This is a genomic window from Pseudomonas sp. NPDC089741 (assembly GCF_044748825.1).
Taxonomy (GTDB): Bacteria; Pseudomonadota; Gammaproteobacteria; order Pseudomonadales; family Pseudomonadaceae; genus Aquipseudomonas; species Aquipseudomonas helmanticensis.
This window is the reverse complement of record NZ_JBIVGT010000002.1, coordinates 292,115-312,766: the sequence shown is the minus strand read 5'-3', so window position 1 is coordinate 312,766 and position 20,652 is coordinate 292,115. Positions and strand designations below refer to the sequence as shown.

General features: G+C 59.3%; 16 protein-coding genes. 5 read left to right on the top strand and 11 right to left on the bottom strand.

The genetic code is table 11. The features are described 5' to 3' along the window. Positions 1 to 11: 11 nt before the first annotated feature. Positions 12 to 1,259 carry a TolC family protein gene (locus ACIPZE_RS03525; protein ID WP_400771401.1) on the bottom strand — a complete coding sequence of 416 codons (1,248 nt, stop codon included), beginning with the start codon at positions 1,257 to 1,259 and terminating at the stop codon, positions 12 to 14. A 588-nt stretch (positions 1,260 to 1,847) separates the two neighbouring features. Between ACIPZE_RS03525 and ACIPZE_RS03520 the strand changes: the two genes are divergently transcribed. After that, entirely contained in the window at positions 1,848 to 2,522 is a 675-nt protein-coding gene (locus ACIPZE_RS03520; RefSeq protein ID WP_400771399.1) for a heavy metal response regulator transcription factor, read from the top strand. Beyond that, positions 2,519 to 3,925 (top strand): heavy metal sensor histidine kinase, encoded by a 1,407-nt coding sequence (locus ACIPZE_RS03515; RefSeq protein WP_283436928.1) that lies wholly within the window; start codon positions 2,519 to 2,521, stop codon positions 3,923 to 3,925. The genes ACIPZE_RS03520 and ACIPZE_RS03515 overlap by 4 nt, the downstream gene beginning before the upstream one ends. Positions 3,926 to 4,119: 194 nt before the next feature. On the opposite strand, the gene ACIPZE_RS03510 is transcribed toward ACIPZE_RS03515, so the two are convergent. The 6 genes from ACIPZE_RS03510 to ACIPZE_RS03485 are packed head-to-tail and all read right to left on the bottom strand — an operon-like array spanning position 4,120 to position 10,070. Further along, positions 4,120 to 5,862: an ABC transporter substrate-binding protein gene (locus ACIPZE_RS03510; RefSeq protein ID WP_277758440.1), complete on the bottom strand. Its 1,743-nt coding sequence runs from the start codon at positions 5,860 to 5,862 to the stop codon at positions 4,120 to 4,122. Positions 5,863 to 5,910: 48 nt separating this feature from the next. Continuing rightward, on the bottom strand, positions 5,911 to 6,183 hold the full coding sequence (locus ACIPZE_RS03505) for a DUF2160 domain-containing protein (protein WP_103305295.1): 273 nt from the start codon (positions 6,181 to 6,183) through the stop codon (positions 5,911 to 5,913). A gap of 10 nt (positions 6,184 to 6,193) precedes the next feature. Beyond that, positions 6,194 to 6,994: a carbohydrate ABC transporter permease gene (locus ACIPZE_RS03500; protein ID WP_102357788.1), complete on the bottom strand. Its 801-nt coding sequence runs from the start codon at positions 6,992 to 6,994 to the stop codon at positions 6,194 to 6,196. A 9-nt stretch (positions 6,995 to 7,003) separates the two neighbouring features. After that, complete coding sequence (locus ACIPZE_RS03495) at positions 7,004 to 7,870, bottom strand: carbohydrate ABC transporter permease (protein ID WP_400771395.1); 867 nt, start codon at positions 7,868 to 7,870, stop codon at positions 7,004 to 7,006. Next, complete coding sequence (locus tag ACIPZE_RS03490) at positions 7,867 to 8,976, bottom strand: ABC transporter ATP-binding protein (RefSeq protein ID WP_400771392.1); 1,110 nt, start codon at positions 8,974 to 8,976, stop codon at positions 7,867 to 7,869. The genes ACIPZE_RS03495 and ACIPZE_RS03490 overlap by 4 nt, the downstream gene beginning before the upstream one ends. Further along, positions 8,976 to 10,070: an ABC transporter ATP-binding protein gene (locus ACIPZE_RS03485; protein ID WP_129392178.1), complete on the bottom strand. Its 1,095-nt coding sequence runs from the start codon at positions 10,068 to 10,070 to the stop codon at positions 8,976 to 8,978. Before ACIPZE_RS03485 ends, ACIPZE_RS03490 begins: the two co-directional genes overlap by 1 nt. Before the next feature lie 342 nt (positions 10,071 to 10,412). Here ACIPZE_RS03485 and ACIPZE_RS03480 point away from each other — a divergent pair, with 342 nt between their 5' ends. Beyond that, a complete protein-coding gene (locus tag ACIPZE_RS03480; protein ID WP_400771389.1) occupies positions 10,413 to 12,263 on the top strand; it encodes a sigma-54-dependent Fis family transcriptional regulator in 1,851 nt (616 codons plus the stop codon). Between the two features lie 190 nt (positions 12,264 to 12,453). Here ACIPZE_RS03480 and ACIPZE_RS03475 read toward each other — a convergent pair whose 3' ends face one another. The 3 genes from ACIPZE_RS03475 to ACIPZE_RS03465 all read right to left on the bottom strand — a co-directional run bounded on the left by ACIPZE_RS03475 (position 12,454) and on the right by ACIPZE_RS03465 (position 17,211). Further along, positions 12,454 to 13,671, bottom strand: a complete 1,218-nt coding sequence (locus tag ACIPZE_RS03475; protein ID WP_400771386.1) for an MFS transporter — start codon at positions 13,669 to 13,671, stop codon at positions 12,454 to 12,456. A gap of 437 nt (positions 13,672 to 14,108) precedes the next feature. After that, entirely contained in the window at positions 14,109 to 15,491 is a 1,383-nt protein-coding gene (cysS, locus tag ACIPZE_RS03470) for a cysteine--tRNA ligase (protein ID WP_129392166.1), read from the bottom strand. Between the two features lie 22 nt (positions 15,492 to 15,513). Continuing rightward, the gene (locus ACIPZE_RS03465; protein WP_283436931.1) at positions 15,514 to 17,211 is read right to left on the bottom strand and encodes a glutamine--tRNA ligase/YqeY domain fusion protein; all 1,698 of its coding nucleotides are present in this window, start codon (positions 17,209 to 17,211) and stop codon (positions 15,514 to 15,516) included. A gap of 253 nt (positions 17,212 to 17,464) precedes the next feature. Between ACIPZE_RS03465 and ACIPZE_RS03460 the strand changes: the two genes are divergently transcribed. Together ACIPZE_RS03460 and lpxH are read left to right on the top strand one after the other, a co-directional pair. Next, positions 17,465 to 17,971: a peptidylprolyl isomerase gene (locus ACIPZE_RS03460; protein WP_129392160.1), complete on the top strand. Its 507-nt coding sequence runs from the start codon at positions 17,465 to 17,467 to the stop codon at positions 17,969 to 17,971. Continuing rightward, positions 17,968 to 18,714 (top strand): UDP-2,3-diacylglucosamine diphosphatase, encoded by a 747-nt coding sequence (lpxH, locus tag ACIPZE_RS03455; protein WP_129392157.1) that lies wholly within the window; start codon positions 17,968 to 17,970, stop codon positions 18,712 to 18,714. Before ACIPZE_RS03460 ends, lpxH begins: the two co-directional genes overlap by 4 nt. 194 nt (positions 18,715 to 18,908) lie before the next feature. Here the strand turns inward: lpxH and ACIPZE_RS03450 are convergent, their stop codons facing one another. Continuing rightward, complete coding sequence (locus tag ACIPZE_RS03450) at positions 18,909 to 20,438, bottom strand: DHA2 family efflux MFS transporter permease subunit (RefSeq protein ID WP_129392154.1); 1,530 nt, start codon at positions 20,436 to 20,438, stop codon at positions 18,909 to 18,911. Between the last annotated feature and the right edge of the window lie 214 nt (positions 20,439 to 20,652).

Here is a 20,652-nt window from a genome sequence, read left to right as displayed (position 1 = left end):
AAAAGTGAAATTCAAGGGCTGACGCTGAGCTCGCCGAAGATTCGTTCGATGCGTACGCGGGCGTCGGTCGCTTCGCTGACGGCCTGGATGTATTGGCTGCGCGCTGCGATCAATGTGCGTTGCGCGTCGAGTACATCGAGAAAGCCGAACTTGCCCATTTCGAACCCGCGAGTGGCGCTGTCGACCGCACTTTGCGCGGCGGGCAGGATGGTCTGGTTGAACGCGCTGACTTCGCCGTTGGCGGTCTGCCATTGCTCCAGGCTGGTCTGGATTTCCGTGCGCAAACGCAGTTCGGTGGCGTTGCGCAGATCCCGCGCCTGATCGGTACGGCGTGCCGCCGCGAGGACGTTGCCCTGGTTGCGATTGAACAGCGGGATCGGCATCGACAGGCCGACCACGTTGACCCGCTCGCGCTCGGTCTCGCTGTACTGGCTGCCGACGCTCACGGTGAGGTCGGGAATGCGCTGGGATTTTTCCAGTCCCAGCGACGCTTCACGCTGATCGATCTGCAACTTCGCCAGACGCAACTCGGCGGTTTCGTTCAGACGCTCGAGCAATCTTGTCGGTGGCGGAACGGCCGGCATGCTTTGCGCGGGCGCCTGCACCCTGGTCGACGTCGGCAACGGCGCGCCCATGACCTGCGCCAATTGTTGGTAAGCCGTGGCTTGATCGCGTTCGGCGCGGCGCAGTTCCAGGCGCACCTCCGAGAGCTGCACTTGCGCTCGAGTGCCTTCGACGGGCGACGATTTGCCCGCCTCGATCCGCCCTTGGGCGACACGTAAACCGTGCTCAGCGAGTTGCAGTGACTGACGGGACAGCAGCAAGCGTTGCTGCGCGGTTTGCGCACTGTTGAACGCCTGAATCACATCGGCACGCAAGGCATTGCGCTTGCGCTCCAGTTCAATTGCGGCGGCATCCTGCGCACGGCTGGCAACATCGATACGGGCGCCGCGTTTACCGCCCAGTTCGATCGGCTGGCTGAGCATGATCGTCGTGGTGCGTGAGTCGCGACGGGTGTCTTCGGCTTCCCAAGACACTTCGGGATTGGGCATCAGCCCGGCCTGCTGGCGATCGCCTTCGGCAATGCCGATTTCCCACTGCGCAGCGGCCAGCTCCGGGTTGCCGGCAAAGGCGTTTTGCAGGGCCTGATCAAGCGTCAGGGTCGCAGCATTCGCGAGGCTTGCACTGGCGATCAGCAGCATGCCGCTGACTGTTTTTTTCAGGCGTGATCGCGCCGTCAGTTGTAATAAACCGGGCAATGGCAGACTTCCTTTGATTCAGGATTTTCAATGCCGCCACGGTAGGGTTTTGAACTTATCGACAAGGTGACTGGAACATTACAAATCTGTTATCCACGGTTTGCCGAAGTTGTTTTGTTCTAGGATGCGAAGTGCAAACGCTGTTGTCGTAATACATCGAAACAAATGCGGGTTAGAGATCTGCTGAACAGCACTTGTGAAAATCAATGTCATGGGGATTTTGTAGTTTTTGCTGCGACAGGCTGTCGCAGAGCGCCGTTTTAAAGCGCTTGGCGGTTGACCCTGTAGCCACTACAACCTTTATCGTTCGGACTTCCCCTCACCCCAGCCCTCTCCCGGGGGGAGAGGGAGCCGACCGAGATGTCTGGCGTTATATATCGACCTGTTACATCTAGTCGATTATGGATTCCGTAAAGATGTTCCACGTCGGTGCAGTTCTGAAGCATCCCACGTTTAGTCCCCTCTCCCTCTGGGAGAGGGTGAGGGGCTTCTTATCGTTATTGAACAACGTCCGGAACACCTCACAAAAACAATAAATTTCCCAGTCGCCTAAATTAAATACCCATTAAATAAAAGTGGTGAAAGATCATGCGAATCCTTGTCATCGAGGACGAGCTTAAAGCTGCCGAATACTTGCATCAGGGTTTGACCGAAAGTGGTTATATCGTTGACCACGCAGCCACCGGTGCCGACGGTTTGCACCTGGCACAACAGCAAGCCTACGACCTGGTGATTCTCGATGTGAATCTGCCCGAACTGGATGGCTGGGGTGTACTGGAACAACTGCGCCGCACGCACTCCACGCGAGTGATGATGCTCACCGCGCGCGGGCGTCTGGCCGACAAGATTCGCGGCCTCGACCTGGGCGCCGACGACTATCTGGTCAAGCCGTTCGAGTTCCCCGAATTGCTCGCGCGGGTGCGCACGTTGATGCGCCGCAGTGAACACATTCCGCTGCCGCAGGTGTTGAAAGTCGCGGATCTGGAACTCGATCCGGGCAGGCACCGCGCGTTCCGTGGCGAGCAGCGTATCGACCTGACCACCAAGGAATTCGCCCTGCTGCACCTGCTGATGCGCCAGTCCGGCGAAGTGCTGACGCGCACGCAAATCATCTCGCTGGTGTGGGACATGAATTTCGATTGCGACACCAATGTCGTCGAAGTCTCGATCCGCCGCTTGCGGGCGAAAATCGACGACCCGTTCGAGAGCAAGTTGATCCACACCCTGCGCGGTGTCGGCTATGTCCTGGAGTCGCGCGAATGAAGCCGGCCAGTCTGTCGATGCGCCTCGGTTTGACGGTGAGCATTCTCGGTGCGCTGCTGGTGGTGTTTCTGGCGATTCTGGCGTACTTCGCCCTGACCCACGAGCTGAATGCGCTGTCCCGAGACAGCCTGGAAAAGAAGATGCAACAGGTTGAACACAGCCTGTCGCTGTACGTCGACGCCAATGAAATCAGCGGTAAGCCGCACATTCTGCTCGATCAGGTAATGGGCCATGACAACCTCACGCTGACGATTTATGACCGCCTCAATCAGCGCTCGCCGCTGCTCAAATCCGGCTCGGGCCTGGCCGATCCACGGGTCGAATTAAAAGCCGTGCGCGCGACCACCGATCAACTGGCCTACAGCGACAGCACTGACACTGAAGGCAAGCAATTCCTTACCGCCTCCCAACTGATTCGCCTCAAGGACGGCAGCAGCGTGCCAGTGCTACTGTCGGTTGATAATGCCCACGATGAGGCCTTGCTCAGCGCCTATCTGCGCTCGACGCTGATTGCCTTGCCGTTGCTGCTGGTGTTCATCGGCCTCACGGCGTGGGGCGCGGTGCAGCGCGGATTGGCACCGATGCGCGAGTTTCGCAAAGTCGCAGCGATGGTCTCGACCCAGGATCTCGATCATCGCCTGTCGGTGGTGAACATGCCGCAGGAGTTGAGCGAACTGGCGCAGGGCATCAACTTCATGCTGCATCGGCTGGATGCCGGGGTGCAGCAGTTGTCACAGTTTTCCGATGATCTGGCGCATGAGCTGCGCACGCCGATCAATAACCTGATGGGCAAGGCGCAAGTGACGCTCTCACGCGAGCGCTCGGTGGACGAGTACAAGGATGTGCTGGTGTCGTGCACCGAAGAGCTGGAGCGGGTGGCGCGGATTGTCTCGGACATGCTGTTTCTGGCGCAGGTCAGTCATCCGTCGGCGCTGGCACCGTTTGAAGCGGTGGCGCTGGAGGTTGAGGCGGCGAAAGTGGCGGAGATGTTTTCGTTGTCGGCGCAGGACAAGCGCATTCACTTGAACGTTATTGGCAGCGCTTCGGTGTTGGGCGATCGGTTGATGATTCAGCGGGCGATTTCGAATCTGCTGTCGAATGCGTTGCGCCATTGTCCCGCCGGAAAAACCGTGACGTTGCTGATCGAGCAAGGCGCAAAGCAATCCTCGCTACTGGTCAGCAACCCTGGCGCCGGGATTGAAGCGCAACATCTGCCGTATCTGTTCGACCGCTTCTACCGTGTCGACAGCAGCCGCTCCAGATCGCAGGGCAGCACCGGATTAGGGCTGGCGATCGTGCGCTCGATCATGAGCCTGCATCAGGGCGTGGCCGAGGTTAAGAGCCTGCCGGGCGCGATGACCGTGTTCCGCCTGGGCTTCCCCACCACCGAATCACCTCTGTAGGAGCTGCCGCAGGCTGCGATCTGTTGATCTTGATCTAAAAACAAGAGCAAAAGATCGCAGCCTGCGGCAGCTCCTACATTGAATGTGTCGGCACCGCAAAAGCCTGTGGGAGCTAGCCTGCTGGCGATTGCGGTAGGTCGGGCACCAACAAAAACGGCACCTTGCGGTGCCGTTCGCCTTTCACCTTTCAGCTATCACTTGCGCGCATCCGCCCACGATTTCAGCAGTTCGTTGTAGCTCACGGTCTCGCCCTTCGGCTTCTCGTTGGCCAGTTTCGGTTTCGGTGCACCTGGCTGATCAAACCAGTATTGCGCATCGCGCTCCGGGTTCATTTTCGGTGCGCACACCGCTTGGGCTTTGGAGCGTTCGAGGCGCGTCATGATTGCGTCCTGATCCTTGGCCAAGCCATCCAGCGCCTGTTGCGGGGTTTTCTCGCCGCTGGCCGCTTCGGCGATGTGGCTCCACCACAGTTGCGCCAGACGCGGATAGTCCGGCACGTTGGTCCCGGTCGGGGTCCATTGCACGCGGGCCGGGCTGCGGTAGAACTCGACCAGACCGCCGAGTTTCGGCGCCAGATCGGTCATCGCTTGCGAGTTGATGTCCGACTCGCGAATCGGCGTCAGGCCGACGATGGTCTTCTTCAACGAGACAGTTTTCGAGGTCACGAACTGCGCATACAACCACGCCGCGAGTTTCTGTTTCTCAGGCGTGGATTTCATGAACGTCCACGAACCCACGTCCTGATACCCAAGCTTCATGCCCTCTTCCCAATACGGCCCGCGCGGCGATGGCGCCATCCGCCATTTCGGCGTGCCGTCGGCGTTGACCACCGGCAGGCCCGGTTTGGTCATGTCGGCGGTGAACGCGGTGTACCAGAAGATCTGCTGGGCGATATTGCCTTGCGACGGCACCGGGCCCGACTCGGAGAAGGTCATGCCCGCCGCTTCCGGTGGCGCGTAGGCCTTCAGCCAGTCGACGTATTTTTGCGTGGCGAACACTGCGGCCGGGCCGTTGGTGTCGCCGCCACGGGTCACGCTGGAGCCGACCGGGTGGCAATCCTCGACGCGAATCCCCCACTCGTCCACCGGCAAACCGTTCGGCAAGCCTTTGTCGCCGCCACCGGCCATGGAGAACCAGGCATCGGTGAAACGCCAGCCCAGCGACGGGTCTTTCTTGCCGTAGTCCATGTGGCCGTAAACGCGTTTGCCGTCGATTTCCTTGACGTCTTCGCTGAAGAATTTGGCGATGTCTTCATAGGCCGACCAGTTCACCGGCACGCCCAATTCGTAGCCGTACTTTTCCTTGAACTTGGCTTTCAGATCGGCGCGTTCAAACCAGTCAGCACGGAACCAATACAGGTTGGCGAATTGCTGGTCGGGCAGTTGATAGATCTTGCCGTCCGGCGCGGTGGTGAACGAAATGCCGATGAAGTCCTTGATGTCGAGCGTCGGCGAGGTGAAGTTCTTGCCTTCGTTGGCCATCAGGTCGGTGATCGATTCGGTTTTACCGTAGCGAAAGTGCGTACCGATCAGGTCCGAGTCGTTGACCCAGCCGTCATAGATATTCTTGTCGGACTGCATCACCGTCTGCATTTTCTCGACCACGTCGCCTTCTTGCAGCAGGTCGTGGGTGAGCTTGATCCCGGTGATTTCGGTGAAGGCCTTGGCGAGCACTTTCGACTCGTATTCGTGGGTGGTCAGGGTCTCGGAAACGACCTTGATTTCCATGCCGCGAAACGGCTCGGCAGCCTTGATGAACCACTTCAATTCTTCGAGTTGCTGATCGGCCGTCAGGGTCGACGGTTTGAATTCACTGCCGATCCATTTTTTCGCCGCGTCTTCGTAGGCATCAGCCCAAGCGACTGCGCTCAAACCGCTGAGTGCCAGCATGGCTGCCAATGAAATGCTATGTCGCAGCTTATTGTTTTTGTCGAACATAGAGACCTCCTGTTTAGGATTTCGGAGCACGGTTGCCGAATGACTCGACTAGCCCCAACGCATCACAGCCAACAGCCACACCAGGGACAACGCGGACGCCACCCAGATGCTCCAGTCGGTGGCGCCGATGACCAGCAAATGCAGGTAGGCGCTGCCGAGAAGACCGATAAACAAGCGATCGCCACGGGTGGTGGCAATCGGCAGAAAACCTCGCCGCAGGATGCTCGGCGAGCGCAATTCCCACGTGGTCATGCCCACCAGCAGCAGACCAATGGCGATGAAGAACCCCGCTGTCGGGGTGGTCCAGCTCATCCATTCCATCATCAGCTCCTCAGACCCGACCGAGGGCAAAGCCCTTGGCCACGTGGTTGCGAACAAACCAGATCACCAGCATGCCCGGCAGAATGGTCAACACCCCCGCGGCTGCCAGCACGCCCCAGTCGATACCCGAGGCCGACACCGTGCGGGTCATCACCGCTGCGATCGGTTTGGCATTTACCGAGGTCAACGTGCGCGCGAGCAGCAGTTCGACCCAGGAAAACATGAAGCAGAAAAACGCCGTCACACCGATACCGGAACCGATCAGCGGGATGAAAATCTTCACGAAGAACTTGGGGAAACTGTAGCCGTCGATGTACGCGGTTTCGTCGATTTCCTTGGGCACACCGGACATGAAACCTTCGAGAATCCACACCGCCAATGGCACGTTGAAAAGGCAATGCGCCAACGCCACGGCGATGTGCGTGTCGAACAAACCGATCGACGAATACAACTGAAAGAACGGCAGCAAAAACACCGCCGGTGGCGCCATGCGGTTGGTCAGCAGCCAGAAGAACAAATGCTTGTCGCCGAGAAAACGATAGCGCGAAAACGCATACGCCGCCGGCAACGCCACGCTCAGCGAGATCACCGTGTTGAGGCTGACGTAATACAACGAGTTGAGATAACCGTTGTACCAACTCGGGTCAGTGAAGATCACCTTGTAGTTGTGCCAGGTGAAATCCTGCGGAAACAGGGTCAACCCGCCGAGGATTTCGGTGTTGCTCTTGAACGACATGTTCAGCAGCCAGTAGATCGGCACCAGCAGAAACAGGATGTACACCAGCAACGGAATAAGCTTTCTTTTGCTCATGGCCGGGCCTCAGCGGTTGGCGTCGGAGTGCGTCATGGCGGTGTAGAACAGCCAGGACACCAACAGGATGATCAGGAAGTACACCAGCGAAAACGCCGCTGCCGGACCGAGGTCGAATTGCCCTACGGCCATCTGCGTCAACGTCTGACTCAGGAAGGTCGTGGCATTGCCCGGCCCGCCGCCGGTGAGCACGAACGGCTCGGTGTAGATCATGAAACTGTCCATGAAGCGCAGCATTACCGCGATCAGCAGTACGCTTTTCAGCTTGGGCAACTGAATATGGCGGAACACCGCCCACGCCGAGGCTCGATCAATCCGCGCAGCCTGGTAATACACGTCGGGAATCGCGCGCAATCCGGAGAAACACAGCAACGCCACCAGTGAAGTCCAGTGCCAGACGTCCATCACCAGCACCGTCACCCAGGCGTCCATGGTGTGGGCTGCGTAGTTGTAGCTGATGCCCATCGCGTTGAGGCTGGAACCGAGCAGACCGATGTCGGCGCGGCCGAAAATCTGCCAGATGGTGCCGACCACGTTCCACGGGATCAGCAGCGGAATCGCCAGAATGATCAGCACCACCGACGACCAGCGACCCTTGGTCGGCATGGTCAGCGCGACGGCGATGCCCAGCGGAATTTCGATCAGCAACACGCAGGCCGAGTAGATGAACTGGCGCAGCAACGAGTCGTGCAAACGCGGATCAAGCAGCACCTGCTTGTACCAGTCAGCGCCGACGAAGTAGCGGCTGGACTGGTCGAAGATGTCCTGCACCGAATAGTTGACCACGGTCATCATCGGGATCACCGCACTGAACGCCACCAGCAGGAACACCGGCAACACCAGCCACCAGGCCTTGTTGTTCTGCACCTTGTTCATGGCTGCACCTCATCACCGGCTTCAAGCAGAAATTCATCGGCATAAACCATCAACCACTGCGCCGGAAAACTGATGTAGGCAGTGCCTTGCGGCACCGGTTTGTCTTCGGCCAGACGGACTTTCAGCGGTGCGCCGTCGAGGTCGAGGGTCATGATCTTGTAGGTGCCGAGGTCTTCGACGTGGATGACTTTTGCCTGCATGGCGTCATCAAACGGCTCATCCCAGACATGAATGAATTCGGGGCGGATACCGACCTTGAGATTTTTCCACTGGCCGTGTTCGATATGCCGCTGCATCGCGTCGGACAGCGGCAGGTGCGTCGAGGCGAAACCGACGCCGCCGGGTTGTGGCTGCACCTCGATCAGGTTCATCCCCGGGCTGCCGATGAAATAGCCGACAAAGGTATGGCTCGGCCGCTCGAACAATTCCCGTGGTGTGCCGAATTGCACAATCTGGCCGCCGTACATCACCGCAATCTTGTCGGCGAAGGTCGAAGCCTCGAGTTGATCGTGGGTGACGTAGACCATGGTGATATTGAACTGCTCATGGATCTGCTTGAGCTTGCGCCGCAGTTTCCACTTCAGGTGCGGGTCGATCACCGTCAGCGGTTCGTCGAAGAGGATCGCCGAGACGTCATCGCGTACCAGCCCACGGCCCATCGAGACTTTCTGTTTTTCGTCGGCGGTGAGGTTGCGCGCCTTTTTGCTCAGGAGGTTTTGCAGGTCGAGGACTTCGGCAATCTCCTGCACCTTGCTGTGCACTTTCGCCTCGGCCATGCCCTGATTGCGCAGGGGAAAGGCAAGGTTATCGAACACGGTCATGGTGTCGTAGACCACCGGAAACTGGAAAACCTGGGCAATGTTGCGCTTCTCCGGCGTCAGGTCATTAACCGCTTTACCGTCGAACAACACGTGGCCCTGCGACGGGCTGAGCAGGCCGGAAATGATGTTGAGCAAAGTCGACTTGCCGCAACCCGACGGCCCGAGCAAGGCGTAGGCACCGCCCTGCTCCCAGACGTGATCCATCTCGCGGATCGCATAATCCTCCGCGCCACTCGGGGTTTTGCTGTAGCTGTGGGCGAGGTGCTGCAAACGGATTTCAGCCATCAGGCAACCCTCGCGACACGCCGGCCCGGTGCTTGCACCAGACGGCCCTGCGCATCGAAAACGAACAGTTTGTGGGTCGGGATATAAATGCGGATCGGCGCATCGACGTCGTATTCGTGAACGCCGGGCAGGTGCAGCACCAGCAGGAAATGCTCGTTGCGCACGTGCAGGAAGGTTTCCGAACCGCTGATCTCGGCGACTTCGACGGTGACGGCCAATTCCAGATCGTCATCGTTGCTCGGCACCAATGAGATATGGCTGGGGCGCACGCCAAAGCGGAATTCGCCCTCACCCACCGGACGCAGATCGACATTCAACGGGAAGTGCACGAAATTGGCGAAACTGACTTCGTTGCCGGCGATGCGCCCGGGCATCAGGTTGATCGGTGGTTCGGAGAACAATTCGGCAGCGAGCACGGTTTGCGGCTGGTGATACACCGAAGTGGACGGCCCGCTCTGGATCACCCGGCCTTCGTGAAGAATGGTCGTGGTGCCGCCGAGAGCCAGCGCTTCGTTGGGTTCGGTGGTGGCATAAATGGCGATGGTGTGGCGCGCCTTGAACAGCTCGCGCATTTCCTGGCGCAGCTCTTCGCGCAGTTTGTAGTCGAGGTTGACCAGCGGTTCGTCGAACAGGATCAACTCGGCGTCTTTGACCAGTGCGCGAGCCATGGCGGTGCGCTGCTGTTGGCCGCCAGAGAGTTCCAGCGGATAGCGCTGCAGAAACTTCTCGATGCGCAGCATTCGCGCGGTTTCCTGCACTTTGCTGTGAATGATCTCTTTCGATACACCGGCCTGCCGCAGCGGCGAGGCGATGTTCTCGAACACGGTCATGGTCGGGTAGTTGATGAACTGCTGATAGACCATCGACACGTTGCGCAAACGCACCGGGCGTTGGGTGACATCGACGCCGTTCATCAGGATGCGGCCGCTGTCGGGCTTGTCGAGACCAGCCATCAAGCGCATCAGGCTGGTTTTGCCGGACAGCGTACGGCCGAGCAAAACGTTGAAGGAACCGGCTTCGAATTTCAGGCACGCATCGTCGATCCAGGTCTGGCCCTCGACGGTACGGCTGACGTGCTCCAGGGTGAGTGACATGGCTCGGCCTTTTTATTATTGGAGTCAAGCGACCTGTGCACGGGAGCGAGTTTCGTGCCAGAAATGGCAAGTGATTGATTTGTCGCGAAAATCGTTGAAAGCACGGGGAGCCGGCGTTCATTGCTGAACACATTTGAACAGTTGGGCGATTGACAATGAACAATAGTGAACAACACTCTATGAACGCTTTTTGCGAACCGATCCCCCTGTAGGAGCTGCCGCAGGCTGCGATCTTTTGATCCTGTTTTTTACAAAAAAGATCACAAGATCGCAGCCTGCGGCAGCTCCTACAGAGGGGATCGCATAACAATAATAAGAATGCTGCATCAGAGGCTGACTGCCATGGCCGCACCTGCCCCGCCGCTGTCCCACGACGCGATCGTCCAGACTTCCTGGCAACGTTGCCGCGCGTTCGGTCTTGATCACCAGAGCACGCCGGCCTTCGATCAGTTGCCTGCCGCCGGCATTGCGCATCTGCTCGACAGTCATCACTCACTGGTGCAGACCACGCATCAGGAAGTTCTGCCCTATTACGAAAACATCCTCAGCAACTCCAACTGCTTGATCATGCTCGCGGACAATCAGGGCCAAGTGCTGACCTCGTGGGGCACGCAACGCTTTATCGAACCGAATCTGGCGCGAGGGTTTCAGGCCGGTGCGAGCTGGGTGGAACGCACCAGCGGCACCAATGCGATCGGCACGGCGCTGGCCTGTGAGCAAGCCGTGCACATCGAACACGACGAACATTTTCTCAAGGCCAACCGTTTCATGACCGGTTCCGCCGCGCCGATTTTCGACGCCGAGCGCAAGGTGATCGCGGTGCTCGACGTGTCCAGCGACAGCTACCTGCCGCCCTCGCACACCTTGGGCATGGTCAAGATGATGAGCCAGACCGTGGAAAACCGGCTGATCCTCAACCTGTTCCATGGCCAGCACTTTCAACTGACCTTCAACACCGGGCTGAACAACCTCGACAGTCAGTGGGCCGGGTTGTTGATCTTTGATGAGAGCGGTCAGGTGCTATCGGCTAATCGCCGGGCGGACAATCTGCTCGGCGTGCGCCTGTCGCGGGTCAGCGTCGAGAGCCTGTTCAAGGTGTCGCTGCTGGAATTGATCAATCAACCGGACGGCCTGCCGTTTGCCTTGCAGACCTCCGGGCGTAACCGTTTTCAATGTTTGTTGAAGCGGCCGAAACAGGCGCCGATTCAACCTCGCCTCTTCGCTGAAGCAAAAAGCGTCGAAGCGCCGATCAAGACAGCCGGCGCCATCAGCCTCAACACCCTGCACTTCGGCGACAGTCGTGTGGAAAAAGCCGTGCGTCAGGCGGAACGCTTGCTGGAAAAAGACATTCCTCTACTGATCCATGGCGAAACCGGAGTCGGCAAAGAAGTCTTCGTCAAAGCCCTGCATCAGGCCAGCTCGCGGAGCAAACAGGCATTCATTGCCGTCAACTGTGCGGCGATCCCCGCCGAACTGGTCGAGTCGGAACTGTTCGGCTACGAGAAAGGCGCGTTCACCGGCGCCAACCAGAAAGGCAGCATCGGCCTGATTCGCAAGGCAGACAAAGGCACGTTGTTCCTTGATGAAATCGGCGACATGCCACTGCCGACGCAGGCGCGGTTGTTGCGGGTGTTGCAGGAGCGTTGCGTGCAGCCAGTGGGCAGCAGCGAGTTGTTTGCGGTGGATTTGCGGATTATCTCGGCGACTAACCGCTCTTTACGCGAACAAGTGCAATTGGGCCGGTTCAGGGAGGATTTGTATTACCGCATTGGCGGGCTGACGCTGGAGTTGCCGCCATTGCGCGAGCGCAGTGACAAGGAGGCGTTGTTCAAGCGGCTGTGGGAACAGCATCGTGAACCGACGCAATGGGCCGGGTTGAGTCGTGAGGTGCTGGAGTTGTTCGAACGGCATCCGTGGCCGGGGAATTTGCGTCAGGTCAGCAGCGTGATGCAGGTGGCGCTGGCCATGGCCGAGGAACAACCGGTGAGGCTGGAGCATTTGCCGGATGATTTTTTTGTTGATCTGGAGATGGAGCCGGTGGAGAGCGCGGTGCCGCTGGGGGTTGATTTGAATGATGTGGAGGCGTTGAACCGTGAGTTGAAGGCTTCCGGGGGGAATATTTCTCATCTGGCACGCAGGCTTGGGGTGAGCCGCAATACTCTCTACAAGCGGTTGCGGCAGATTGAAGGTTGAGTGAACTCCACGCCCCTCATCGGAACGCCGCCCGCCCATCCCTCTCCCAGAGGTAGAGGGAGCTGACCGAGGTGTCTGGCGCTGGACATCGACCTGAAACATCGTGCCGATTATGGATTCAAAGCATCACGTTCAAGTCGGTGTATTTCTTGAACATCCCCCAATCAGTCCCCTCTCCTGCGGGAGAGGGCTAGGGTGAGGGCGAAAATTCCGGCTCAACCTGCACAGCCGAAGCAGCCCCCAATGTACGCAACCCGACAAACACAACAACCACCATCATGATCCCCGCGCCAATCGCCACGCCGAACCCGGCCCGCGCGCCCCAGGCATCGATAACCAGCCCCGCCAGCATGCCGCCCAGCGCAACGCCAATGCTGATACCCGTGGTCATCCACGTCAGCCCTTCAGTAATCCTCGATGGCGGGATGATGATCGTCCCCAGCTTCATCACCACGACCATCGTTGGCGCAAACGAGATGCCGGCGATGAACAGCGTCGCTGACAGGACATACACGTCGGCTGCAAAAATCGGCAACACGCCGGTGAATGCCGTGACCAGGATCCCGATCAGGAACTGTTTTTCGATCGCCAGCGAAACCCTCATCGCGCCGAACGTCAGGCCCGCCACCAGTGAACCGAACGCATAGGCGGCGAGGATAAAGGTCGCCGACGCTGGCCAGCCCTGCGCATTGGCGAACGCCACGACGGCGACATCGATTGCTCCGCCAATGACGCCCATCGCCAACAGCGCGAGGACAATGGTGCGTACGCCGGGGATCAGCAAGGTCGAGCCACTATGGCTGGCGTGGCCCACGACAACTTTAGGTTCAGTCTGGCGTTGCAGCAGAAACGCTGTCACCCCGACGGCCAGCAATCCGACCGCGACCAGCGGCCCGGCTTCGGCGAAAAAGCTCACGCTCAAACCGATCGCCAGTGGCGGGCCGACAATGTAGGCCATTTCGGTGAGGACAGTGTCCAGCGAGAACGCCGTGTGCAGCTGCGGCTTGCCTCGGAACAACTGCGTCCATCGGGCGCGAATCATCGACGGCATGCTTGGCATCGTCCCCGCCAGTGCAGCCAGAACGAACAGCAACGCGGCTGGAGCGCGCAAGTAGACGGCGGTGATCAGCGCCAGCAACATGCCAATGCTGAATGCTGTGACGATGGGCAGCACACGACTCTGGCCACGCTGATCGACCAGTCTCGAGATGTGCGGGCCGAGTAGCGCATTGGCCAGGGTGAACGTCCCGGCGACGGCGCCGGCCAGCCAGTAAACCCCGGTTTGTTGCACCAGCATGGTGATGATGCCGATGCCGATCATTGCCTGTGGCAAGCGGGCGATAGAACTCGCGAGCACTAGCCCGGTGGCGCCGGGGGTGGTCAGCAGTTCGCGATAGTGATTTGCCATGGTGTTTCCCTTACATGATCATCGCCGCTCAGCATCCGGCTGAACGCGTTGCCGACATCAAGACCTACGCGAACGGCAAAAGCAACCCTCACCCCAGCCCTCTCCCGGGGGGAGAGGGAGCTGACCGAGGCGTCTGACTTGATGCATCGACCTGAAAAAACCAGTTGATTATGGATTCAAAGCAACACGTTCAAGTCGGCGTATTTCCTGAATATCCCCCAATCATTTCCCTCTCCCCCTGGGAGAGGGCTAGGGTGAGGGGCTTTTCTCGCGGCCAAACAAAAACCCGCACACGGCGGGTTTTGTTGATCGTTCCCACGCACCGCGTGGGAATGCAGCCCGGGACGCTCTGCGTCTCTGCAAAGCCGAACGCGGAGCGTCCGAGGAGGCGTTCCCACGCAAAGCGTGGGAACGATCATCACGCCGAGCAGGTTCGGTCAGTCAGCCAGACGCCAGGTAGTCCCACCCTTGCCGTCTTCCAGCACAACGCCCATCGCCGTCAACTGATCACGAATCCGATCGGACTCAGCCCAATCCTTCCCGGCACGTGCCGCCAGACGCGCCGCGATCAGCGCATCGACTTCAGCCGCATCGACACGCCCTTCGGCGCCGGCTTGCAGGAAGTCATCGGCCTCAAGCTGCAACACGCCCAACACGCTCGCCAGTTCTTTCAGGCGCGCTGCCAGACCCGCCGCTGCAGCGAGATCGCTCTCACGCAGACGGTTGATCTCACGCACCATCTCGAACAGCACTGCGCAGGCTTCCGGCGTGCCGAAGTCGTCGTTCATCACCGTGGTGAAACGCTCGACGAATGCTTCGCCGCCCGCCGGTGCAACGTTCGGCAAACCTTTCAACGCGTGGTAGAAACGCTCGAGTGCGCCTTTGGCGTCCTTGAGGTTGTCTTCCGAATAGTTGATCGCGCTGCGGTAGTGGCTCGACACCAGCAGGTAACGCACGACTTCCGGGTGGTACTTTTCCAGCACATCGCGAATGGTGAAGAAGTTGTTCAAGGACTTGGACATCTTCTCGCCATTGATGCGAATCATGCCGCAATGCATCCACGCGTTGGCGTAGGTCTTGCCGGTGGCCGCTTCGCTCTGGGCGATTTCGTTTTCGTGGTGCGGGAACTCGAGGTCGCTGCCGCCGCCATGAATGTCGAAAGTCTCGCCGAGGCAGCAGGTGGACATCACCGAGCACTCGATGTGCCAGCCCGGACGCCCGGCGCCCCATGGCGATTCCCAGCTTGGCTCGCCCGGTTTGGTGGCTTTCCACAGGACGAAGTCCAGCGGATCCTGCTTGGCTTCGTCGACTTCGATGCGCGCACCGATGCGCAGGTCTTCGATTTTCTTGCGCGACAGTTTGCCGTAGCCCATGAACCTGGCGACGCGGTAGTACACGTCGCCGTTGCCCGGCGCGTAGGCGTAACCCTTGTCGATCAAGGTCTGGATCATGCTCAGCATGCCCGGAATGTGATCGGTGGCACGCGGTTCCATGTCCGGCTTGAGGATGTTGAGGCGTGCCTCGTCCTCGTGCATCGCAGTGATCATGCGCTCGGTCAGCGCGTCGTACGGCTCGCCGTTTTCGCGAGCACGATTGATGATCTTGTCTTCGATGTCGGTGATGTTGCGCACGTACGTCAGGTTATAACCGCTGAATCGCAACCAGCGGGTCACCAGATCGAACGCGACCATGCTGCGGCCGTGGCCAATGTGGCAGTAGTCGTACACGGTCATCCCGCAGACGTACATGCGCACATTGTTGCCATCGAGCGGTTTGAAGACTTCTTTGCTCTTGGTGAGCGTGTTGTAAATCGTCAGCACTTTTAATTTCCTTGACGCTGAATCACTGGCCCCACGAATCACGCAGGGTCACGGTACGGTTGAATACCGGCTGACCTGGTTTCGAGTCCTTCAAATCGGCGACGAAGTAGCCTTCGCGCTCGAACTGGAAACGGTCTTCCGGCTGTGCATTGCCAAGCGATGGCTCCGCACGACAACCGGTGAGTACCTGCAGCGAATCAGGGTTGATGTTGTCGAGGAAACTCGCGCTGTCTTCGGCCTTCTCAGGATTGGCCGAGCGGAACAGACGATCGTACAGACGCACTTCGCACTCGACGCTGGCGGCTGCCGGCACCCAGTGGATCACGCCTTTGACCTTGCGGCCTTCAGGGTTTTTACCCAGGGTTTCCGGGTCGTACGAGCAACGCAGTTCGACGATGTTGCCGTCGGCGTCCTTGATCGCTTCGTCGGCACGGATCACGTAGCTGCCGCGCAGACGCACTTCACCGGCCGGTTCCAGGCGCTTGTAGCCCTTCGGCGGCTCTTCCATGAAGTCGTCACGGTCGATGTAGATTTCCCGGGCGAACGGCAGTGCGCGCACGCCCATGTCTTCCTTCGGGTGGCGCGGCAGTTCGAGGTTCTCGACCTGGCCTTCCGGGTAGTTGGTGATGACCACTTTCAGCGGACGCAGGACGCACATGGCGCGCGGCGCGGTGTGATCGAGGTCGTCACGGATGCTGAATTCGAGCATGCCGAAGTCGACCACGCCGTCGGAACGGTTGGTGCCGATCATTTCGCAGAAGTTGCGGATCGATTTCGGCGTGTAGCCACGGCGGCGGAAACCCGACAGCGTGGACATGCGCGGATCGTCCCAGCCATGCACGTGCTTTTCATCGACCAGTTGCTTGAGCTTGCGCTTGCTGGTGATGGTGTAGTTGAGGTTCAGACGGCTGAACTCGTACTGACGCGGGTGCGCCGGCACTGGCAGAGCGTCGAGGAACCACTCGTACAGCGGACGATGGCTTTCGAACTCCAGGGTGCAGATCGAGTGAGTGATGCCTTCGATGGCGTCCGACTGACCGTGGGTGAAGTCGTAGTTCGGGTAGATGCACCACTTGTCGCCGGTCTGGTGGTGATGCGCGTGACGGATGCGGTACATGATCGGGTCGCGCAGGTTCATGTTCGGCGAGGCCATGTCGATCTTCGCGCGCAGCACACGGGCGCCGTCGGCGAACTCACCGGCACGCATGCGGGCGAACCAGTCGAGGTTTTCTTCCACCGAACGGTCGCGGAACGGGCTGTTCTTGCCCGGCTCGGTCAGGCTGCCACGGTATTCCTTGGCCTGCTCCGGGGTCAGGTCGTCGACGTAGGCTTTGCCAGCCTTGATCAGCTCGACGGCCCAGTCGTGCAACTGGTCAAAATACTGCGAGGCGTAGCGCACTTCGCCGGACCATTCAAAGCCCAGCCATTTGACGTCGGCTTCGATCGCGTCGATGTATTCCTGATCTTCCTTGGCCGGGTTGGTGTCGTCGAAACGCAGGTGCGTGACGCCGCCGAACTCCTGGGCCAGGCCGAAGTTCACGCAGATCGACTTGGCGTGGCCGATGTGCAGGTAGCCGTTGGGCTCAGGCGGAAAACGCGTGACGATCTGGGTGTGCTTGCCCGAGTCCAGGTCTGCCTGGATGATCGGCCGCAGGAAGTTGACCGGCACGGCAGGGCCGGACTTGGCATTCGAGGTAGGGTCGACAGTGGGCTTGCTCATAGGATCCTTGACTTACATGTGCGCGGCCGCAGAGAGGGGCCAGACAAAACAAAGCCGCTATCATAGCCGATGCTGTCAAGGGGCTGACAGAGCAGGCCCTATAAAGGCGTGCTTTTTATCGTCGGGAAATGAAAAAACAGCCTCGAAATTCGCGGCTGTCACGCTAAACTGCGCACCTTGGCCCTGACGGGCTGAACCGGTAACGGGTCGACATGTCCCATTACCCACGAATTCCTTATAAAGAGTAGCGATCATGACTCAAGTTAAATTGACCACCAACCATGGCGACATCGTCCTCGAACTGAATGCTGAAAAGGCACCGGTGACCGTTGCCAACTTCATCGAATACGTCAAAGCCGGTCACTACGAAAACACCGTTTTCCACCGTGTCATCGGTAACTTCATGATCCAGGGCGGCGGTTTCGAGCCAGGCATGAAAGAAAAGAAAGACAAGCGTCCAAGCATCCAGAACGAAGCCGACAACGGCCTGCCGAATGAGAAGTACACCGTTGCCATGGCCCGTACCATGGAGCCGCATTCGGCTTCCGCGCAGTTCTTCATCAACGTCGCCGACAACAGCTTCCTGAACCATAGCGCCAAGACTACTCAGGGCTGGGGCTACGCGGTATTCGCTAAAGTGGTTGCCGGCACCGACGTTGTCGACAAGATCAAAGGTGTTTCGACCACTTCCAAGTCCGGCCACCAGGACGTACCAGCAGACGACGTGATCATCGAGAAAGCCGAGATCATCGAAGCGTGATATTGCTGATTTCAGACTTGCATCTGGAAGAGGAGCGCCCGGACATTACCCGGGCGTTTCTGGATTTGCTCGCCGGACGCGCCCGCTCGGCGAGTGCGTTGTACATTCTCGGCGACTTCTTCGAAGCGTGGATTGGCGACGACGCCATGACGCCCTTCCAGCGTTCCATCTGCCAGGCCCTGCGCGAATTGAGCGACAGCGGCACGGCGATTTTTCTGATGCACGGCAATCGCGACTTCATGCTCGGCAAGGCCTTCTGCAAGCAGGCCGGCTGTACGTTGTTGAAGGACCCGAGTGTCGTGCAGTTTTATGGCGAGCCGGTGCTGTTGATGCACGGTGACAGCCTGTGCACGCGCGACGTTGGCTATATGAAGCTGCGGCGCTATCTGCGCAACCCGATCACCCTGTTTATCCTGCGTAACCTGCCGCTGAGCAGCCGCCATAAGCTGGCGCGCAAGCTGCGCAGCGAGAGCCGTGCACAGACGCGAATGAAGGCCAATGACATTGTCGATGTCACGCCGGAGGAGATTCCGCGGATCATGCAGGCCTTCGGCGTAAAAACCCTGATCCATGGCCACACCCATCGCCCGGCGATCCACAAGTTGCAGATCGGCGATGAAGCGGCGAAGCGGATTGTGCTGGGAGATTGGGATCGTCAGGGTTGGGCGCTGCAGGTGGATGAGAGCGGGTACGCCTTGGCGCCGTTCGACTTCGCCCCGCCGCTGGCTTTGCCGCACGGCTAAAAGCTTTACCCCCTCACCCCAGCCCTCCCGAAACGTCGGACCGCCCCCAAGGGGGCGAGGGGGAAAGGGAGCCGATCTCTATGCTTTTCAAAACCCGAGTTCGACTCGGTATTGCAAGTCGGTGTACCTCGAACATCCACCACGGTCAGTCCCCTCTCCCTCCGGGAGAGGGTTAGGGTGAGGGGCTTTTGACCTTAGTGCCCGGATGCGGCCGGGCCGGCCTTCGCAGCAAACGGCGGCTTGGCCAGCCACACAATCAGAATCAACCCCATGAAGCCCCAGCCCAGCAGCGTGAAGTAATCCACGGTGGAGAGCATGTACGCCTGACTGGTCAGCACATGGTCCAGTTGCGCATACGCCGGGTTGCTTGCCCCGCCCAACTGGTTCAGCGCCTCACGTGTGGCCGGCTCATAAGTGCTGATGCTTTCACTCATATACGCATGATGCTGATCCGCCCGACGAATCCAGATCCACGTGGTCAGCGACGCCGCAAAACTACCGCCCAACGTCCGCAGGAACGTCGCCAGGCCCGCGCCATCGGCAATCTGGCTCGGCGGCAGGTCAGACATCAAAATGCTCAGGGTCGGCATGAAGAAAAGTGCCACACCAATACCCATGAACAGCTGCACCAGCGCGATGTGCTGGAAGTCGACTTCATTGGTGAATCCAGCGCGCATGAAGCAACTCAAGCCAATCGCCAGAAACGCCAGCCCGGCCAGCAGGCGCAGGTCGAACTTGTTCGCATACTTGCCGACAAACGGCGACAGCAACACTGGCAGAATCCCGATCGGCGCCACGGCCAGCCCGGCCCACGTTGCGGTGTAGCCCATTTGCGTCTGCAACCATTGCGGCAGGATCAGGTTGATGCCGAAGAACCCGGCGTAACCCAGCACCAGCACCAGCGTGCCGATGCGGAAGTTACGGTGCGCAAACAAGCGCAGGTTGACCACCGGATGCTGGTCGGTCATTTCCCAGATGATGAACACCGCCAGTGCCACCACCGAAATCGCCGCACCAATGATGATGAAGTTCGACTCGAACCAATCCAGGTCATTGCCCTTGTCGAGGATCACCTGCAACGCGCCAACACCAATGATCAGCGTGATCAGACCGACGTAATCCATCGGCTGACGGCTGGTTTCCACCGGACGTTTGGCCAACTGCGAGCGCACCACCATCACCGCAAAGATGCCAATCGGCACGTTGATGAAGAAGATCCACGGCCAGCTGTAACTGTCAGTAATCCAGCCACCGAGAATCGGCCCGGCAATCGGCGCGACCACCGTGACCATCGCCAGCAATGCTAGGGCCATGCCGCGCCTGGCGGGCGGATAGACCGCGATCAACAGGGTTTGCGTCATCGGGTACAGTGGCCCGGCGACCAGACCTTGCAGCACGCGGAAGCCGATCAGTTCCGGCATAGACGTCGAGATACCGCAGAGAAACGAGGCCAGCACAAACAGAATGGTGGCCCACAAAAACAGTTTTACCTCGCCGAAACGGCGGCTGAGCCAGCCGGTCAGAGGCAGCGCAATGGCGTTGCTCACCGCGAACGAGGTGATCACCCAGGTGCCCTGCTCCGAACTCACCCCCAGGTTGCCGGAAATCGTCGGCAGCGCCACGTTGGCGATGGTGGTGTCGAGCACTTGCATGAACGTCGCCAGCGACAGACCGATGGTGCTGAGCAACAGGCTGGGCGGCGTGAAAGAGGCGTTATTGCTCATCGCGAATCCTTTGGAACCGGGTTGGCGCTGCGTCCGTTACAGACGCGGCTGCCCATGCGGAAAACAATCTATGGGATAAGGAAAACTACTGTGGCGAGGGGATTTATCCCCGTTGGACTGCGCAGCAGTCCCGTCTTTTCCTGATCCAAAGAGGGGCCGCTGCGCGACCCAACGGGGATAAATCCCCTCGCCACAAGGAATTCCTTTTCCCAGA

What these genes read in the sequence shown, in the direction of transcription:
- ACIPZE_RS03520 (WP_400771399.1), top strand. Translation starts at nt 1,848, where the DNA reads ATGCGAATCCTTGTCATCGAGGACGAGCTTAAAGCTGCCGAATACTTG.
- ACIPZE_RS03515 (WP_283436928.1), top strand. Translation starts at nt 2,519, where the DNA reads ATGAAGCCGGCCAGTCTGTCGATGCGCCTCGGTTTGACGGTGAGCATT.
- ACIPZE_RS03510 (WP_277758440.1), bottom strand. Translation starts at nt 5,862, where the DNA reads ATGTTCGACAAAAACAATAAGCTGCGACATAGCATTTCATTGGCAGCC.
- ACIPZE_RS03505 (WP_103305295.1), bottom strand. Translation starts at nt 6,183, where the DNA reads ATGGAATGGATGAGCTGGACCACCCCGACAGCGGGGTTCTTCATCGCC.
- ACIPZE_RS03500 (WP_102357788.1), bottom strand. Translation starts at nt 6,994, where the DNA reads ATGAGCAAAAGAAAGCTTATTCCGTTGCTGGTGTACATCCTGTTTCTG.
- ACIPZE_RS03495 (WP_400771395.1), bottom strand. Translation starts at nt 7,870, where the DNA reads ATGAACAAGGTGCAGAACAACAAGGCCTGGTGGCTGGTGTTGCCGGTG.
- ACIPZE_RS03490 (WP_400771392.1), bottom strand. Translation starts at nt 8,976, where the DNA reads ATGGCTGAAATCCGTTTGCAGCACCTCGCCCACAGCTACAGCAAAACC.
- ACIPZE_RS03485 (WP_129392178.1), bottom strand. Translation starts at nt 10,070, where the DNA reads ATGTCACTCACCCTGGAGCACGTCAGCCGTACCGTCGAGGGCCAGACC.
- ACIPZE_RS03480 (WP_400771389.1), top strand. Translation starts at nt 10,413, where the DNA reads ATGGCCGCACCTGCCCCGCCGCTGTCCCACGACGCGATCGTCCAGACT.
- ACIPZE_RS03475 (WP_400771386.1), bottom strand. Translation starts at nt 13,671, where the DNA reads ATGGCAAATCACTATCGCGAACTGCTGACCACCCCCGGCGCCACCGGG.
- ACIPZE_RS03465 (WP_283436931.1), bottom strand. Translation starts at nt 17,211, where the DNA reads ATGAGCAAGCCCACTGTCGACCCTACCTCGAATGCCAAGTCCGGCCCT.
- ACIPZE_RS03460 (WP_129392160.1), top strand. Translation starts at nt 17,465, where the DNA reads ATGACTCAAGTTAAATTGACCACCAACCATGGCGACATCGTCCTCGAA.
- ACIPZE_RS03450 (WP_129392154.1), bottom strand. Translation starts at nt 20,438, where the DNA reads ATGAGCAATAACGCCTCTTTCACGCCGCCCAGCCTGTTGCTCAGCACC.